Raw genomic sequence first — 17,348 nt, 5'->3', positions numbered from 1 at the left:
CTCAGTCGCGGTCGCGGTCGCGGCGCTGGGGTCGGTCGCTGCGCTTGGCGGAGCGCCCGCCCTGGTCGAGGCGCAGGTCGATGAGCTGGCCCGAGATGCGGGTGTCGGCGAGGCGGCCGATCGTGTCGCGCGAGAGGTCGGCCGGCAGCTCGACGAGCGAGAAGTCCTGACGGATCTGGATCGCCCCGAAGTCGTTGCGGCGCAGGCCGCCCTCGTTCGCGAGGGCCCCGACGATCTGGCGCGGCTCGACGCGCTGGCGACGGCCGACGGCGATGCGGTAGGTCGCGAAGCGTCCGCCACCGCCACGCCGGTCACCGCCCTCGCGCGGCTCGCGGCTCGAGCGGTCTGACCGGTCGCGGTCGCGGTCGAAACGCGGCTGCTGGATCGTCTCTTCCTCGAGCAGCAGCGGGGTGTCGCCCTGCGCCACGACGGCGAGGGCTGCGGCCACGTCGGCCTCGGGCACGTCGTGGTGCGCGACGTAGTGGGCGACGACGTCGCGGAAGGTCGCGATCGCGGCGGTGTCTTCGAGCGCAGCCGTGATGGCGTCGTCGAAACGGGTGAGGCGCGTGGCGTTGACGTCGTCGACGCTCGGCAGCGACATCTCGGTCAGCGGCTGGCGCGTGGCCTTCTCGATCGCGGTGAGCATGCGACGCTCGCGCGGGGTGACGAAGCTGATCGCATCCCCCGTGCGGCCGGCACGGCCGGTGCGGCCGATGCGGTGCACGTACGACTCGGTGTCGATCGGCAGGTCGTAGTTGACGACGTGGCTGATGCGCTCGACGTCGAGGCCGCGGGCGGCGACGTCGGTGGCGACGAGGATGTCGAGCTTGCCGCTCTTGAGCTGGTTGACGGTGCGCTCGCGCTGCACCTGGGCGATGTCGCCGTTGATGGCGGCGGCGGTGTAGCCGCGGGCGCGCAGCTTCTCGGCGACCGTCTCGGTCTCGTTCTTCGTGCGGGTGAACACGATCATGCCCTCGAAGTTCTCGACCTCGAGGATGCGGGTGAGCGCGTCGATCTTCTGCTGGTACGACACCACGAGGTAGCGCTGCGTGATGTTCGCCGAGGTCGTGGTCTTGGTCTTGACCGTGATCTCTTCGGGGTCGTTGAGGTACTGCGCCGAGATGCGACGGATCTGCGCCGGCATGGTGGCCGAGAACAGCGCGACCTGCTTGGTCGAGGGGGTGTCGGCGAGGATCGTCTCGACGTCTTCGGCGAAGCCCATCTTGAGCATCTCGTCGGCCTCGTCGAGCACGAGGAACTTCAGCTCGCTGAGGTCGAGCGTGCCCTTGTCGAGGTGGTCCATGATGCGACCGGGGGTTCCGACGATCACGTCGACGCCGCGGCGGAGCGCCGACAGCTGTTGACCGTAGCCCTGCCCGCCGTAGACGGGCAGCACCGAGACGCCCTTGATGTGCGCGGCGTACTTCTCGAACGCCTCGCACACCTGCAGCGCGAGCTCGCGGGTCGGCGCGAGCACGAGGGCCTGCGGGTTCTTGTGGCCGGTCTCCATCTGCGACAGCACCGGCAGCGCGAAGGCCGCGGTCTTGCCGGTTCCGGTCTGGGCGAGGCCGACGACGTCGCGGCCCTGCAGCAGCACCGGGATCGTGGCCGCCTGGATGGCGGAGGGGGTCTCGTAGCCGACGTCTTTGAGGGCCTTGAGCACGTTGGCATCCAGACCCAGATCGGAGAAGGTGAGCTGCGCGGGAGCGGTCTCCGCCTCAGCGGAGTCGACGGGGGTTTCGGATGCCATGACTCCACGGTAGTCCGCCTGGCCTCGCCGTGCGGGCGTGGGGATAACCTGAACGCGCGCGCCACTGTCGGCGCAGTGGTCTCCCGGCTCGGCCGGGCGCACGATAGAGGACCTCAGCGTGACCGTGACACCTCCCCCCGGCGCCATCTTCACCCCCACCTCCGACCGCCGTCCCGTGCTCGCCTGGGCGCTGTGGGACTGGGGTTCGGCTGCGTTCAACGCGGTGGTGACGACCTTCGTCTTCAGCACGTATCTCGCGAGCGAGCTGTTCGTCGACCCCGCGGTGGTGGCGGCGGCCAACGGCGATGACACCGACCCCGCGCTCGTGCGCGCCCTCGCCGAGAACGCCAGCGTGGTCGGTGTCGCGCTCATGGTCGCCGGCATCGTGGTCGCGCTCGTGGCTCCCGTGCTCGGGCAGCGCTCCGACGGCACGGGACGCCGCAAGCTCTGGCTGGGCGTCAACACCGCGCTCGTGGTGCTGGCGATGGCCGCGATGGTGTTCGTCGAGGGGACGCCGGAGTATCTGGTGCTCGGCGCCACCCTCATCGCCGTCGGCAACGTCTTCTTCGAATTCGCCAGCGTCAACTACTACGCGATGCTCACGCAGGTCTCCACGCGCGAGAACATCGGCCGCGTCTCCGGATTCGGCTGGGGCATGGGCTATGTCGGCGGCATCGTGCTGCTCCTGCTCCTTCTGGTGCTGTTCATCCAGAGCTTCGGGAATCCGGATGCCGGGGGCCTGCTCGCCGTGAGCAAGGAGGGCGGTCTGAACATCCGCCTCGCCGTGCTGGCATCCGCCATCTGGTTCGCTGTCTTCGCCATCCCAGTGCTGCTGCGCGTGCCGGAGATCCCCGCGCAGCGCCGTCAGGTGCGCGTCGGCTTCTTCCGGTCGTACGTGGTGCTCTGGGGCACGCTGCGCTCCCTCTGGCGCGACAGCCGCCAGGTGCTGCTGTTCCTGGTGGCGAGCGCGGTCTTCCGCGACGGGCTCGCGGGCGTCTTCACCTTCGGCGCCATCATCGCGGCGCAGGTGTTCGGGTTCAGCTCGACCGAGGTGCTGTATTTCGCGGTCGCGGCGAACCTCGTGGCGGGCGTCAGCGTGATGCTCGCCGGGCGCCTCGACGACCGCTTCGGCCCTAAGCACGTGATCCTCGTCTCGCTCGCCGGTCTCATCGTCCTCGGTACCGTGATGCTCGTCATCGGCACCTCGCAGGTCGGCTTCTGGATCGTCGGACTCGGCCTCGGCGCCTTCGTCGGGCCGGTGCAGTCCGCCAGCCGTTCGTACCTCGCGCGGGTGGCTCCGGCAGGCCGCGAGGGTGAGATCTTCGGCCTGTACGCGACGACGGGCCGCGCGGTGTCGTTTCTCGCGCCGGGCCTGTTCGCCCTGTTCGTCGGGCTGACCGGCGACACACGTCTCGGCATCCTGGGCATCGTGCTGATCCTCGCCGCGGGCCTGCTGCTGATGCTCCCGGTGAAGACGAAGGGTGCCGTCATCAGCTGATCGTCGCCGCGGAGCTGCGCGCGCCGCCCACGTCACGTGATCTCGACGAAGCCACACGCTCCGCCACGTCGACTCGACGAGATCACGTGATCTGGGCGCGATATGCCCGGGCGGGCCGGCCGCCGCGGCGCGCCGACCGGCGGGATGGATGCCGCGGACTCAGTCGCGCGGCCAGGCGTCGGCGAATTTCGCCAGCAGGCGGGCGAACTCGGTCCGCTCGGCGTCGCTGAACGATTCGAGGGCCGAGCGCACGGCATCCCGGCGTCGCCCGCGGAACCCCGACACGAGGCCCTGCCCCTCGGGCGTGAGGCGCACGCGGGTGCGGCGCGCGTCGTCGGGGTCGGGTTCGCGCGCGACCAGTCCCAGCTCGACCGACTGCTGCACGAGACGCGACGCGCGCGGTTGGTCGACTCCGACCGCCTCGGCGATCTCTCCGACCGAGAGCGATCCGGATGCCGCGACGAGGGCGTCGAGCATGCGCAGGCGCGCCGGCCCCCCGAAGCGCGCGTGCGCCGGGTCGGCCCAGGGAGGGGCGCCCCGGCCCCAGGGACCGCCGTGCCCGCCGTGCGGGTGGTGGTGCGCCTCAGGCGGGAACGGCGGGCGCGGGCGCCGGCCGCGCAGGCGCGCGAGCGCGGCGGCGATCTCGTCGGCGGGGTCGGTGGACACAGCCAGATTTTACATGTCGCTTGACAAGCATTCGAAATACATGTCACAGTACATTCGTTGTCAGATGACATGCATCGGCGGAGCGTCCGCCGACGAAAGGACCTTCCATGAACACCCCCACCGATCCGCGCGTCCTCGCGCATCGCCTCACGACGATCGGCCACGCGCTGCATCACCGACTCTTCGCGCACCTGCACGACAGCGGCATCCACCCCAAGACCGTCGTGCTGCTCAGCGCCGTCGACGGTCGCATCGACGCCCCCTGGGTCGCCGCCCGCCTGGCGCGCGGGGGCAAGCGCGTCACCGCGCTCGCACACCGCGGCTGGATCACCCGCTCCGACGACGACGGCTGGTCGCTGACCGACGAGGGCAGGGCGCTCCTCGACAGCGTGGATGCCGAGCGCTCGGCGCTGCTCGCCGGCATCACGCCCGAACAGCTCGTCCACCTGACCGCCGGACTCGACGCCCTCGCGGCTGCACTCGGCATCGACGAGACGATCGATCGCGGTCCGGGCGCAGGCTTCCGTGTCACGCCCGGCGCGGGGCGGCGCGGCTTCGGGCCCGACCCGCGCCGGGCCTTCGGACCGAACGAGCACCGCGGGTTCCGCACCGGCGAGCGCCCCGGCCCCCGTGCCCCGTTCGATCCCGCCGAGCCCCCTGCCTCGGCTTCCGAACCCGACGACGCGGGGCACGACCACGACGAGCACGGCAGCCGAGGCGTCCGGCAGGGCCACGCCGACCGCATGCACCCCCGCGGCTCGCACGAGTGCGGCGGGAGCCGTCACCACCGCCGTCGCGGCGAAGAACGTGCCTTCGAGCGCGGCTTCGAAGCCGGGTTCCAGCGCGGGCGCGAGGCGGGACCCCCGCCCGCATCGGCCGACTGAGAACACGCGCGTGAGTCCGGACGCCGGACGGTCGCGGCCCTGCGAGACCGCGACCGTCGCCGCCCGACTACTGCGTCACGGCACACGGCGCAACATTCCGGTCGCAAGATGACGCTCCGTGTCACTCCGCGACGCTTCGAGACAGGCCCATTAGCCGGTGTCGGAGGTCCGTTCTAGCGTCTGTTCGAATGCCGCCGGCACGACGCAACGGCGCAGTGAAGGAACAGCCGCACCGTGACCACCAGTCAGACCACACCGCGCCCCGCCGCCCGGCCTCCGCGGCCGTCCACCAAGCCCAACGGGCAGTGGAAGATCGACGGCACCACCCCGCTGAACGGCAACGAGGAGTGGAAGCAGGTCGACGACGGTCTCGCCGTGCGCGCGCGCATCGAGAACATCTACGCCGCGGGCGGCTTCTCGTCCATCGACCCGACCGACCTGCACGGCCGCTTCCGCGTCTGGGGCCTCTACACCCAGCGCAAGCCCGGTATCGACGGCGGTCGCACCGCCACGCTGAGCCCCGAAGAGCTCGAAGACGCCTACTTCATGCTCCGTGTCCGCATCGACGGCGGCCAGCTCACCACCGAGCAGCTGCGCGTCATCGCGGGCATCTCGCAGGAGTTCGGCCGCGACACCGCCGACCTCACCGACCGCCAGAACGTGCAGTTGCACTGGGTCGAGGTCGAGTCGATGCCAGAGATCTGGCGCCGGCTCGAGGCCGTGGGTCTCGGCACGACCGAGGCGTGCGGTGACGTGCCGCGCGTGGTGCTCGGCTCTCCGGTGGCCGGTATCTCGGCCGACGAGCTCATCGACCCGACCCCGCAGATCGACGAGATCACGAGCCGCTTCATCGGCGACCCGACACTGTCGAACCTGCCGCGCAAGTTCAAGTCGGCCATCACCGGTCACCCCAACCAAGACGTCGTGCACGAGATCAACGACGTCGCCTTCGTGGCCGTCGAGCATCCCGAGCTCGGTATCGGCTACGACCTGTGGGTCGGCGGCGGCCTGTCGACCACCCCGCGCCTCGGCGAGCGCCTCGGCGTCTTCGTCGCCCCCGAGCGGGTGGCCGAGGCCTGGCACGGTGTGGCGCAGATCTTCCGCGACTACGGCTACCGGCGTCTGCGCAACAAGGCGCGCCTGAAGTTCCTGCTCGCCGAGTGGGGGCCTGCGAAGTTCCGCCAGGTGCTGCAGGACGAATACCTCGGCTACGCCCTCCCCGACGGTCCCGCGCCGGTCAAGCCGGCCGCCCCCGGCGACCACGTCGGCATCCACCGTCAGAAGGACGGCCGGTTCTATGTCGGTGCGACGCCGATCGTCGGCCGCGTCTCGGGCACGACGCTCGCCCGCCTCGCCGACCTCATCGAGGAGCACGGCTCGACGCGCCTGCGCACCACGCCGCACCAGAAGGTCGTCATCCTCGACATCCCCGAAGACCGGGTCGAATCCCTCGTCGCCGGTCTCGACGAGCTCGGTCTGCAGGCGCGCCCGAGCCTCATCCGCCGCGGCACCATCGCGTGCACGGGCATCGAGTTCTGCAAGCTCGCGATCGTCGAGACCAAGGTCAACGCCACCGCCGCGGTGCACGACCTCGAGGAGCGCCTCGCGGGCTTCGACCTGCCGCACCCGATCTCGCTGCACGTGAACGGCTGCCCCAACTCGTGCGCCCGCATCCAGACCGCCGACATCGGCCTGAAGGGTCAGCTCGTCACGATCGACGGTGAGCAGGTGCCCGGCTACCAGGTGCACCTCGGCGGCGGCCTGGCCTCGCAGGACCGCGACGAAGCCGGTCTCGGCCGCACCGTCCGCGGCCTCAAGGTGGCCGCCGACGGCATCGCCGACTACGTCGACCGGGTCGTGCGGCGCTTCCTCGACGAGCGCGACACCGCGGCCGACGAGACCTTCGCCCAGTGGGCGCACCGCGCCGACGAGGAGGCCCTGCAGTGAGCGTCTCCCTCGCCCCGCGCGTCACCGCACGCCGCAGCCACGACGAGCTCAAGGCCCTGGCCGAACGGGGCAACGTCGAACTCCGCAGCCTCGCCGACGACGAGGCGTCGCCCGCCGAGGTCGTCGCCTGGGTCGCCCGCAACTTCACCCCCGAGTCGGCCGCGGTGGCGTGCTCGATGGCGGATGCCGCGCTGCCGCACCTCGTGGCCGAGCAGCTGCCGAACGTCGACGTGCTCTTCCTCGACACGGGCTACCACTTCCGCGAGACCCACTTCACGCGCGACGAGGTCGACCGCGCCCTCGACGTGCGCGTCGTCGACGTGCTCCCCGAGCAGACGGTCGCCGAACAGGATGCCGAGTTCGGCGCGCGGCTGTACGAGCGCGACCCCGCGTTGTGCTGCGCCCGCCGCAAGGTCGACCCCCTGCAGGGTGCGCTCGGCGGCTACGAGGTGTGGTTCACCGGCGTCCGCCGCGACGAGGCCCCGACGCGCACGCACACGCCCCTGGTCACGTGGGACGAGCGCAACGGCCTCGTCAAGGTGAACCCGGTCGCGGCGTGGAGCTTCGATGACCTCATCGGCTACGCCAACGCTCACGCCGTTCCGGTCAACCTCCTCCTCAGCCACGGCTACCCCTCCATCGGATGCGAGCCGTGCACCCGACCGGTCGCCCCCGGCGAAGACCCCCGAGCCGGCCGCTGGGCCGGCTTCTCGAAGACGGAATGCGGGTTGCACACATGAGCGCTGTGTCCACGGCATCCACTGCCCTGTCCACCCTCGATCTGCTCGAGGCCGAGGCGATCCACGTCATCCGCGAGGTCGTCGCCGAGTTCGAGCGGCCCGTGCTGCTGTTCTCGGGCGGCAAGGACTCCGTCGTCGTGCTGCACCTCGCGACCAAGGCGTTCGCGCCGGGCCGCGTGCCCTTCCCCGTGCTGCACGTGGACACCGGGCACAATTTCCCCGAGGTCATCGCCTTCCGCGACGAGACCGTCGAGCGCCTGGGGCTACGACTCGAGGTCGCCCGCGTGCAGGACTACATCGACGACGGCCGCCTGCAGGAGCGCGCCGACGGCACGCGCAACCCGCTGCAGACCCTGCCGTTGCTGGATGCCATCGCCGCCGGCCGCCACGACGCGGTGTTCGGCGGAGCGCGCCGCGACGAAGACAAGGCCCGCGCCAAGGAGCGCATCATCTCGCTTCGCGACGAGTTCGGCCAGTGGGACCCGCGCAACCAGCGCCCGGAGCTGTGGAGCCTGTACAACGGCCGCCACACCCCCGGTCAGCACGTGCGCGCCTTCCCCATCTCGAACTGGACCGAGCTCGACGTGTGGCGCTACATCCAGCGCGAGAACATCGCCCTGCCCCCGCTGTACTTCGCGCACGAGCGCGAGGTGTACCGCCGCGGCGACATGTGGAACCCCGTCGGGCCGTTCTCCCCGCCTCGCGAGGGCGAGACCGTCGAGGTGCGCACGGTCCGCTACCGCACGGTCGGCGACATGAGCTGCACGGGCGCGGTCGAATCGGATGCCGCCGACCTGGCATCCATCGTCGCCGAGGTCGCGCGCACCACCATCACCGAGCGCGGGGCGACCCGCGCCGACGACCGTCTCAGCGAGGCGGCCATGGAAGACCGCAAGAAGGACGGGTACTTCTGATGTCGCTCGACACCCTCGAGGCACCGGTCGAAACGACCGAGCCGACGCTCTTCCGCTTCGCCACCGCCGGCTCCGTCGACGACGGCAAGTCCACGCTCGTCGGCCGCCTGCTGCACGACGCCAAGGCGATCCTCGCCGACCAGCTCGAGCAGGTCGCCCGCACCTCGGCCGACCGCGGCTTCGCGCACGGCGCGTTCGACTTCGCGCTGCTGACCGACGGCCTGCGCGCCGAGCGCGAGCAGGGCATCACCATCGACGTGGCCTACCGCTACTTCGCCACGGGCACGCGGTCGTTCATCCTCGCCGACTGCCCCGGCCACGTGCAGTACACGCGCAACATGGTCACCGGCTCCACCACCGCCGATGCCGTCGTCGTGCTCGTCGACGCCCGCGCGGGAGTCGTCGAGCAGACGCGCCGGCACCTGGCCGTCGTCGCTCTGCTGCGCGTGCCGCACGTCATCGTCGCGGTCAACAAGATCGACCTCGTCGACTTCTCGGCCGACGTGTTCGGGGGCGTCGCCGCCCAGGCCCGCGCCGTCGCGACCGAACTCGAGATCGACGACCTGCACGTCATCCCCGTGTCGGCCCTCGAGGGCGACAACATCGTCGACCGCTCCGCGCGAACGCCCTGGTACGACGGCCCCGCGCTGCTCGAGCTGCTCGAGACGCTGCCCTCGGCCGACGAGTCGGCTCGCGACGGGGAGCCGCTGCGTCTGCCGGTGCAGTCGGTGATCCGCCCGCAGGGTGGATTGTCGCCCGAACTCGCCGCCGACCCCGAGGCCGCCGCGGCCCTGCGCGACTACCGCGCCGTGGCCGGACGCATCTCGACCGGCACCGTGCGGGTGGGCGACGAGGTCGAGGTGTCGGGCTCGGGCGTGCGCACGGTGGTGCGCGGCATCCGGATCGCGGGCGTGCCCGCCGAGAGCGCCGTCGCTCCGCAGTCGGTCTCGCTCGAGCTCGCCGACGACGTGGATGCCGCCCGCGGCGCCGTCATCGCCACCTCGGGCACCCTGCCCGCCCCGCGCCGCGAGGCCGATGTCGAACTCTTCCAGCTCGACGCGCGGCCCCTGACGCCCGGCGCGCGCGTGCTCGTGAAGCACGGAACGGCCACGGTGCAGGCGATCGTGGCATCCATCGACTCGCGCTACGACCTCGACGCCCTCACGCACGTCGACGCCGACCGGCTCGAAACCAACGACATCGGCCGTGCGCGCCTGCGCCTGGCCGCCGACCTGCCGCTGGAGCCCTACCGCGACAGCCGCCACGAGGGTTCGTTCCTCGTCATCCATCCGTCCGACGGCGCGACCCTCGCCGCCGGCATCGTGCGCTGACCGGCGCCCGAGAGACCCGCGCCCATCGGCGCACCCCAGCCCTGTGAAGGAGGCGACAGTGAACATACGACGCATTGCAGCAACGATCACGACCCTGGGAGTGGTGGCAGCGATGATGGCGGGCTGCGCCTCGTCGACGGCGGAAGCCACCGACCAGGGCCCCGCCGAGGAGCTGCGCCTCGGCTACTTCGCCAACGTCACCCACGCCCCCGCCCTCGTGGGTCTGCAGGAGGGCCTGCTGCAGGACGCCCTCGGCGACACGAAGCTGTCGACCGAGGTGTTCAACGCCGGCCCCGCCGCCATCGAGGCCCTGTCGGCCGGCGCCATCGACGCGACCTACATCGGCCCGAACCCCTCGATCAACACGTTCATCCAGTCGCGCGGCGAGTCGGCGCGCATCGTGGCCGGTGCGGCCACCGGCGGTGCGGCTCTGGTCGTGCGCGACGGCATCTCATCTGCGCAAGACCTGAAGGGCAAGACCCTCGCCACCCCGCAGCTCGGCAACACGCAAGACGTGGCGCTGCGCGGCTGGCTGAAGGAGCAGGGCTTCGAGACCGACACCTCGGGCGGCGGCGACGTCACGATCACCCCGACCGAGAACGCGCAGACGTTCCAGCTGTTCAAGGACGGCCAGCTCGACGGCGCCTGGCTGCCCGAGCCGTGGGTGTCGCGTCTGGTCATCGACGCCGGCGCGAAGGTGCTGGTCGACGAGGCCGACGAGTGGCCCGACGGACAGTTCCCCACCACCGTGCTGCTGGTGCGCAAGGAGTTCCTCGACCAGCATCCCGAGACGGTGTCGAAGCTGCTCGCCGGGCACGAGGCATCCGTGCAGTGGATCGCCGACAACGCCGGCACCGCGGCATCCGTCATCAACGCGCAGATCGCCGCCGACACCGGCAAGCCGCTCGCCGACGCCGTCATCGCCCGGGCCCTCGAGCACGTGACGTACTCGGTCGACCCGCACGCCGACACCTTCCAGACGCTCGTCGACCACGGCGTCACCGCCGGCACGCAGAAGGAGGGCTCGATCGAGGGCCTGTTCGATCTGCGGCTGCTCAACGCACAGCTGAAGGAGGCGGGCGAGACGGCGATCTCGGCCGCCGGACTCGGCGAGGAGTGACATGACCACGGCCCGCATCGACAGCCCGGCACCCGCCCTCGCCACCGCCCCGGCGGTGCGGATCGACGGCGTCTCGAAGCGCTTCGGTGCGGGCCCGGTCGTGCTCGACGACATCACCCTCGACTTCGCTCCCGGCGAGTTCGTGTGCCTGCTCGGCGCCTCGGGCTGCGGCAAGTCGACGCTGCTGAACCTCATCGCCGGCCTCGACCGCCCCACCGCGGGCCGCATCGAGACGCCCGCCGAGGGCTCGGCGGTGATGTTCCAGGAGTCGGCGCTCATGCCGTGGCTGAGCGCCCGCAAGAACGTCGAACTGGCCCTGCGCCTGCGCGGCGTGCCGCGCACCCGCCGCCGCGACGAGGCACTCGCCCTGCTCGACACCGTCAATCTCGCGGATGCCGCCGACAAGCGCCCGCACGAGCTCTCGGGCGGCATGCGCCAGCGCGTGGCACTGGCCCGCGCTCTCGCGCAGGACCGGCCCGTGCTGCTGATGGACGAGCCCTTCGCGGCCCTGGATGCCATCACCCGCGATCTGCTCCACGAAGAGCTCGAGCGCGTGTGGCGCGCGACCGGCCGCACCATCGTGTTCGTCACCCACAACGTGCGCGAGGCCGCCCGCCTCGGCCAGCGCGTCGTGCTGCTCGGCAGCCGGCCCGGTCGCGTGGTCAACGAGTGGCGCATCGAGCGCACCGAGGGCCGCCGCATCGAGTCGCCCGAGGTCGCCGCCCTGTCGGTGGAGATCACCGACGAACTGCGCAAGGAGATCCGCCGCAATGCGCGCTGACACCACGGCCTCGACCGACGACCTCCGCAGCCTCGAGGCGGGCCTCGACAACCTGCAGACCACGACCGATACCGGCGCCGGCCGCTTTCGCACCTTCTGGTCGAGCGTGCTGCCCCCCGTCATCTTCGTCGTGCTGCTGATCGCGGCGTGGCAGCTCTACATCGTCATCGCCGACCCGCGTCCCGACAAGGCCCCGAGCCCCGCCGACGTGCTCGGGGCGCTGACCTACGCGTGGGACACCGGCCGCCTGCAAGAGGCAGTGCTGACGAGCCTGGAGCGCGGCATCCTGGGCTTCGTCATCGCCATCATCATCGGCACCCCGATCGGCCTGCTGCTGGCCGAGGTGCGTCCGATCCGCCGCGCGGTCGGCCCGATCATCTCGGGCCTGCAGGTGCTGCCGTCGGTGGCGTGGGTGCCCGCCGCGATCATCTGGTTCGGGCTCACGGATGCCACGGCCTACTTCGTCATCCTGATGGGGGCCATCCCCTCGATCGTCAACGGCCTCATCTCGGGCGTCGACCAGGTGCCGCCGCAGCTGCGGCGTGTGGGCACGGTGCTCGGTGCGTCGAAGTGGCAGCTCGCGACCTCGGTGATCCTCCCCGCCGCCTTCCCGGGCTACTTCGCGGGTCTCAAGCAGGGCTGGGCGTTCTCGTGGCGCTCGCTCATGGCGGCCGAGATCATCACGTCGGGCGGCACCATCGGGTTCGGCCTCGGCACGATGCTGCAGCAGACGCGCGACCTCGCCGACCTCGCCGGCGTGCTCGCCACGATCGTCGTGATCCTGGGCATCGGCATCCTGATCGAGCTCGCCTTCTTCGGACCCATCGAGCGGCGCATGCTGCGCGGGCGCGGTCTGCTGCTGTCGGGCGGTGCGCGATGAGCGGGTTCGCGGAGGGAACGGATGCCACGGCCGACGCCGTCGCCGCGCGCGCGGGCGATGCCTTCGAAGCGACGGTCCCGGATGCCACGCTGCTCGGCGCTCCGAAGACGGCCGAGGTCGCGGCATCCGGAACCGTCTGGCTCGTCGGCGCCGGCCCCGGCGACGCGGGCCTGCTGACCCTGCGCGGCCTTCGGGCCCTCGAGGCCGCCGACGTCATCGTCGCGGACCGTCTCGGCGCCCGGTCGGTGCTCGACGGCCTCGCCGCCGAGGGCGTGCATCTGCGCGGTGAGGTGATCGACGTGGGCAAGCTGCCCGGCCACCACGCCGTGCCGCAGGACGCCATCAACGCCCTGCTCGTGCGCGAAGCCCTCGCCGGCCGCACCGTGGTGCGCCTCAAGGGTGGCGACCCCTACGTCTTCGGCCGCGGCGGCGAGGAACTGTTCGCGTGCCAGGAGGCCGGTCTCGACGTGCGCGTCGTCCCCGGCGTCACCAGCGCCGTCTCGGTGCCCGCACTCGCCGGCATCCCCCTCACTCATCGCGGGGTCGCGACGAGCTTCATCGTGGCGACCGCGCACGACCAGATCGCGGCGCTCAGCGGCGGGCGCGACCACACGGTGGTGCTGCTGATGGGCGTCGGCACACTCGCGCACTCCGCCGTGACCCTCGCCCGCGGAGACCGCGGCGCCGATTGCCCCGTCGCGATCGTGGAAGACGGCTTCGGTCCCCGCCAGCGCGTGACTGTCGGCACCCTCGCCACCATCGCCGCGCAGGCCGCCGAGCGCGGTGTGCGCTCCCCCGCCGTCGTGGTCGTCGGCGACGTGGTGCGCCTGAGTCCCCACGCGCCCGCCGCCCTGGCATCCCTCGATCTCACCTTCGACCCCCTCGCCGTTCCCCGAAAGGCCCCTTCGCTGTGACCTCGTCTTCTCTCACCTCGCTCCGTGTCGCGATCGTCGGCGCCGGCCCTGCCGGCATCTACGCCGGCAACATCCTCACGCGCGCGGTGACCGACGCCGGCGGCACGGTCGCCATCGACCTGTTCGATTCGCTGCCCGCGCCCTACGGACTCATCCGCTACGGCGTCGCCCCCGACCACCCGCGCATCAAGGGCATCGTCGACTCGCTGCACGAGATGCTCGACGCGGGCTCCACCCGCTTCATCGGCAACGTCGAGGTGGGCCGCGACATCTCCGTCGACGAGCTGCACGCGCGGTACGACGCCGTCATCCTCGCCACCGGGGCGCTGCGCGATGCGCCGCTCGACATTCCCGGCATAGATCTGCCCGGCTCGTACGGCGCCGCCGATTTCGTCGCCTGGTACGACGGTCACCCCGACGTCTCGCGCGAGTGGCCGCTGGAGGAGCGCGAAGTCGCTGTCATCGGCAACGGCAACGTCGCCCTCGACGTCGCCCGCGTGCTCGCCAAGCACGCCGTCGACCTGCGTTCGACCGAGATCGCCGACAACGTGCTGCACGGCCTCGAGGCGTCGGCCGTCACCGACGTGCACGTGTTCGGTCGTCGCGGCCCCGCCGACATCAAGTTCACGCCCATCGAGCTGCGCGAGCTCGGCGAGGTACCGAACGTCGACATCATCGTGCACGACGAAGACTTCGCGGATGCCGACCCCGCCTCGGCATCCAACAACCAGCTGAAGGTGATGCTGCGGGTGCTGAACAGCTGGCGCACGCGCGAGCAGACAGGCGCGACCCGTCGCCTGCACCTGCACTTCTACCACGCCCCTCTCGCCGTGCTCGGCGAGGACAAGGTCGAGGGCCTGCGCTTCGAGCGCACCGAGCCCGTCGGCGACGGAACCGTGCGCGGCACGGGAGAGATCCGCGAGATCGCCGTGCAGCAGGTGTACCGCGCGGTGGGGTACTTCTCGAGCCCCGTGCTCGGCGCGCCGTTCGACGCCGTGCGCGGCGTGGTGCCGAACGTCGAGGGTCGCGTCGTCGATGCCGACGCCGTCGTGCCGGGCCTCTACGCCACGGGCTGGATCAAGCGCGGCCCCGTCGGCCTCATCGGACACACCAAGTCGGATGCCATGGAGACCATCGCCCACCTCGTGTCCGACATCGAGGCGGGTACCCTTTCGGCCCCCACGGTGGACGGCGACGTACTCGAGGCTCTGGCCGAGCGCGGCGTGGAGTTCACGACGTGGGAAGGCTGGCGTCTGCTCGACGCGCACGAGCGCGCCCTCGGCGCCGCGCACGAGCACACGCGTGAGCGCGTCAAGGTCGTGCCGCGCGAGGAGCAGGTGGCGGTGTCGCGGTCGGGAGCGCTCGTCTCGTGACGTACGTCATCGCGCTGCCCTGCGTCGATGTGAAAGACCGGGCCTGCATCGACGAGTGCCCCGTCGACTGCATCTACGAGGGTGAACGCTCGCTCTACATCCACCCCGACGAGTGCGTCGACTGCGGTGCATGCGAACCGGTCTGCCCGGTCGAGGCGATCTACTACGAGGACGACCTGCCCGAGGAGTGGTCCGACTACTACCAGGCGAACGTGGAGTTCTTCGACGACATCGGCTCACCCGGTGGCGCCGCGAAGGTCGGCGTCATCGCGAAGGATCATCCGCTCGTCGCCGAGCTGCCGCCGCAGGCGCACGGCTGAAAGCCCGGGGCCGCGCCGGCGGTCTCGGATATCCGGCGGATCGCCGACATCATCGTCGCGGCGACGCCGAGCGCCGGTGCGGGTCAGCCGCCGAGCGAACCCGCGTCGGTGGCCTCAGGTGCCCGGCGGATCGCCGACGTCATCGTCGCGGCGACGCCGAGCGCCGGTGCGGGTCAGCCGCCGAGCGAACCCGCGTCGGTGGCCTCAGGTGCCCGGCGGATCGCCGACGTCATCGTCGCGGCGACGCCGAGCGCGGAGTGCGGGTCAGCCGCCGAGCGAACCCGCGTCGGTGGAGCCGACGTCGGTGCGGTGGAAGTTCAGAGCGGAGCGCGAGGCTGTCGGCCCGCGCTGGCCCTGGTAGCGGTTGCCGTAGGGGCCGGAGCCGTACGGGTTCTCGGCCGGCGAGGTGAGGCGGAAGTAGCAGACCTGACCGATCTTCATGCCGGGCCAGAGCTTGATCGGCAGCGTCGCGACGTTCGAGAGTTCGAGCGTGACGTGGCCCGAGAAGCCCGGGTCGATGAAGCCGGCGGTGGAGTGCGTCAGCAGCCCGAGGCGGCCCAGCGACGACTTACCCTCGAGGCGCGCGGCGACGTCGTCGGGCAGGCTGACCCGCTCGAAGGTCGATCCGAGCGCGAACTCGCCCGGGTGAAGAATGAACGGCTCGTCGGGTTCGACCTCGATGAGGCGGGTGAGTTCGGGCTGGTCCTCGGCGGGGTCGATGAAGGGGTACTTGTGGTTGTCGAAGAGCCGGAAGTACCGGTCGAGCCGCACGTCGACGCTCGACGGCTGCACCATGGCCGGGTCGTAGGGATCGAGGCCGAGGCGCTTCGCATCGAGTTCGGCCCGGATGTCGCGATCGGAGAGCAGCACGGCCCCAGCCTAGGGGCGGCGTCGGGAATGACGCTGCCGCGTGTCGGCGGGTGGCCCGGCGCAGCCGGCGTCGGCGCCGGCGCAATTTCGGCTGGATGCCGCTGCCCGGGTGCCGGTATCGATGCGATGCCCGTGCTGGTCGAGTGGGGGCCGGTGGGGGTGGGGGTACCGGTGGGATGCCGGAACCGACGCCGAGGCCCGAGTCAGCGGGCTCCGGCCGAGTCGCCGCCCGTTGCGACTCTGTGCCGCGACGGCGCTTCCCCTCGCCGAGCGGCGTCCGCCCGCCGAGGCCGCATCGCTTCGTCGAGACCGCACGCTTTTCGACGCAATCGTGCGCGGTCTCGTCAATCGCATGCGGCCTCGAAGATGCGTGCGGTGCCGACGCCGGGGGCGGTGACGTTGCGAGCCGGAGGATGCTGCGGCGCACCCTGTTATGCTGGCCGGGTTGCCGCAAGGCTCCGGGGCTGTAGTTCAATGGCAGAACATCTGCTTCCCAAGCAGATAGCGCGGGTTCGATTCCCGTCAGCCCCTCAAAGGTCCGACATGCCGGCGCAGCCGGTGTGGCGGACCTTTCGCGTGGGTGCCGTAGGGACCGATCCCGCAGCGGGTGGGCCCACACCGCCGGAGGCTCCGCGCGGCGCGAAGCGGCGCGTGGAGGGGCGGTGGGGACGATTCCCGTCAGCCCCTCAAAGGTCCGACATGCCGGCGCAGCCGGTGTGGCGGACCTTTCGCGTGGGTGCCGTAGGGACCGATCCCGCAGCGGGTGGGCCCACACCGCCGGAGGCTCCGCGCGGCGCGAAGCGGCGCGTGGAGGGGCGGTGGGGACGATTCCCGTCAGCCCCTCAAAGCCCTCACGGGCGGGCGAAGGCCGTTCGGGAGGGCTTTCGTGTTGCCTGAATCGAAGCCTCGGGTGGGCCCACGCCGCCGGAGGCTCCGCGCGGCGCGAAGCGGCGCGTGGAGGGGCGGTGGGGACGATTCCCGTCAGCCCCTAAAGCCCTCACGGGCGGCCTCGAGCCCTTCGGGGAGGCGCGGGGACGGCATCCGGATCTCCCCCGCTCGACGGATGTCGAGGCGACGGCACCCGCCTACCGTGGGAGACATGGCAAGACACGAGGCTCCCCCGCAGATCGCCGTCTGGCTGCTCATCGGCGCGACGTTCGCCCTCTCCTCCTCCGTGCTCTTCGGCCTCGACGGGCTATGGAGGTGGAACCTCACCGTGCTGGGCTTCCTGCTCATCGTCGTGGGAATGGTTCGCCTCACCGTGGAGATACGCGGGCGCGGTGGCGCCGCCGCGCCCGATGATCGCGACCAGCTCTGACGCTCCCGCCCGCCCGTCCGCAGTCTCGGTAACGCCGGGAAG

16 protein-coding genes and 1 tRNA gene are annotated in these 17,348 nt (G+C 71.4%); 14 read left to right on the top strand and 3 right to left on the bottom strand.

The window, feature by feature from the left end:
- Position 1: 1 nt before the first annotated feature.
- Positions 2-1,750, bottom strand: coding sequence for a DEAD/DEAH box helicase (locus QE410_RS00555; RefSeq protein ID WP_307326659.1), 1,749 nt, complete (start codon positions 1,748-1,750; stop codon positions 2-4).
- A gap of 118 nt (positions 1,751-1,868) precedes the next feature.
- Between QE410_RS00555 and QE410_RS00550 the strand changes: the two genes are divergently transcribed.
- Entirely contained in the window at positions 1,869-3,248 is a 1,380-nt protein-coding gene (locus tag QE410_RS00550) for an MFS transporter (RefSeq protein WP_307326658.1), read from the top strand.
- 159 nt (positions 3,249-3,407) lie between these two features.
- Here the strand turns inward: QE410_RS00550 and QE410_RS00545 are convergent, their stop codons facing one another.
- Positions 3,408-3,914, bottom strand: coding sequence for a MarR family winged helix-turn-helix transcriptional regulator (locus QE410_RS00545; protein ID WP_307326657.1), 507 nt, complete (start codon positions 3,912-3,914; stop codon positions 3,408-3,410).
- 107 nt (positions 3,915-4,021) lie between these two features.
- Between QE410_RS00545 and QE410_RS00540 the strand changes: the two genes are divergently transcribed.
- From QE410_RS00540 to fdxA, 11 genes are all read left to right on the top strand, one after another.
- The gene (locus QE410_RS00540; protein ID WP_307326656.1) at positions 4,022-4,798 is read left to right on the top strand and encodes a hypothetical protein; all 777 of its coding nucleotides are present in this window, start codon (positions 4,022-4,024) and stop codon (positions 4,796-4,798) included.
- A 234-nt stretch (positions 4,799-5,032) separates the two neighbouring features.
- Positions 5,033-6,745 (top strand): nitrite/sulfite reductase, encoded by a 1,713-nt coding sequence (locus QE410_RS00535; RefSeq protein ID WP_307326653.1) that lies wholly within the window; start codon positions 5,033-5,035, stop codon positions 6,743-6,745.
- Positions 6,742-7,485 carry a phosphoadenylyl-sulfate reductase gene (locus QE410_RS00530; RefSeq protein WP_307326651.1) on the top strand — a complete coding sequence of 248 codons (744 nt, stop codon included), beginning with the start codon at positions 6,742-6,744 and terminating at the stop codon, positions 7,483-7,485. The genes QE410_RS00535 and QE410_RS00530 overlap by 4 nt, the downstream gene beginning before the upstream one ends.
- Positions 7,482-8,399: a sulfate adenylyltransferase subunit CysD gene (cysD, locus tag QE410_RS00525; protein WP_307326649.1), complete on the top strand. Its 918-nt coding sequence runs from the start codon at positions 7,482-7,484 to the stop codon at positions 8,397-8,399. The genes QE410_RS00530 and cysD overlap by 4 nt, the downstream gene beginning before the upstream one ends.
- Positions 8,399-9,730 (top strand): sulfate adenylyltransferase subunit 1, encoded by a 1,332-nt coding sequence (locus QE410_RS00520; protein WP_307326647.1) that lies wholly within the window; start codon positions 8,399-8,401, stop codon positions 9,728-9,730. The genes cysD and QE410_RS00520 overlap by 1 nt, the downstream gene beginning before the upstream one ends.
- 58 nt (positions 9,731-9,788) lie before the next feature.
- On the top strand, positions 9,789-10,850 hold the full coding sequence (locus QE410_RS00515) for an ABC transporter substrate-binding protein (protein ID WP_373459310.1): 1,062 nt from the start codon (positions 9,789-9,791) through the stop codon (positions 10,848-10,850).
- A gap of 1 nt (position 10,851) precedes the next feature.
- Positions 10,852-11,631 (top strand): ABC transporter ATP-binding protein, encoded by a 780-nt coding sequence (locus tag QE410_RS00510; RefSeq protein WP_307326645.1) that lies wholly within the window; start codon positions 10,852-10,854, stop codon positions 11,629-11,631.
- Positions 11,621-12,511, top strand: coding sequence for an ABC transporter permease (locus tag QE410_RS00505; protein WP_307326643.1), 891 nt, complete (start codon positions 11,621-11,623; stop codon positions 12,509-12,511). The genes QE410_RS00510 and QE410_RS00505 overlap by 11 nt, the downstream gene beginning before the upstream one ends.
- The gene (cobA, locus tag QE410_RS00500) at positions 12,508-13,425 is read left to right on the top strand and encodes a uroporphyrinogen-III C-methyltransferase (RefSeq protein WP_307326641.1); all 918 of its coding nucleotides are present in this window, start codon (positions 12,508-12,510) and stop codon (positions 13,423-13,425) included. Before QE410_RS00505 ends, cobA begins: the two co-directional genes overlap by 4 nt.
- On the top strand, positions 13,422-14,798 hold the full coding sequence (locus QE410_RS00495) for an FAD-dependent oxidoreductase (RefSeq protein ID WP_307326639.1): 1,377 nt from the start codon (positions 13,422-13,424) through the stop codon (positions 14,796-14,798). Before cobA ends, QE410_RS00495 begins: the two co-directional genes overlap by 4 nt.
- Positions 14,795-15,118, top strand: coding sequence for a ferredoxin (gene fdxA, locus QE410_RS00490; RefSeq protein WP_307326637.1), 324 nt, complete (start codon positions 14,795-14,797; stop codon positions 15,116-15,118). Before QE410_RS00495 ends, fdxA begins: the two co-directional genes overlap by 4 nt.
- Before the next feature lie 264 nt (positions 15,119-15,382).
- On the opposite strand, the gene dcd is transcribed toward fdxA, so the two are convergent.
- A complete protein-coding gene (dcd, locus tag QE410_RS00485; RefSeq protein WP_307326635.1) occupies positions 15,383-15,988 on the bottom strand; it encodes a dCTP deaminase in 606 nt (201 codons plus the stop codon).
- Positions 15,989-16,448: 460 nt separating this feature from the next.
- Here dcd and QE410_RS00480 point away from each other — a divergent pair.
- Positions 16,449-16,519 (top strand) — tRNA-Gly (locus QE410_RS00480).
- A 568-nt stretch (positions 16,520-17,087) separates the two neighbouring features.
- Positions 17,088-17,306 carry a hypothetical protein gene (locus QE410_RS00475; protein WP_307326633.1) on the top strand — a complete coding sequence of 73 codons (219 nt, stop codon included), beginning with the start codon at positions 17,088-17,090 and terminating at the stop codon, positions 17,304-17,306.
- Positions 17,307-17,348 lie beyond the last annotated feature (42 nt).

The organism is Microbacterium sp. SORGH_AS_1204 (assembly GCF_030818935.1).
GTDB lineage: Bacteria > Actinomycetota > Actinomycetes > Actinomycetales > Microbacteriaceae > Microbacterium.
This window is presented reverse-complemented; position numbering and strand designations above follow the sequence as displayed.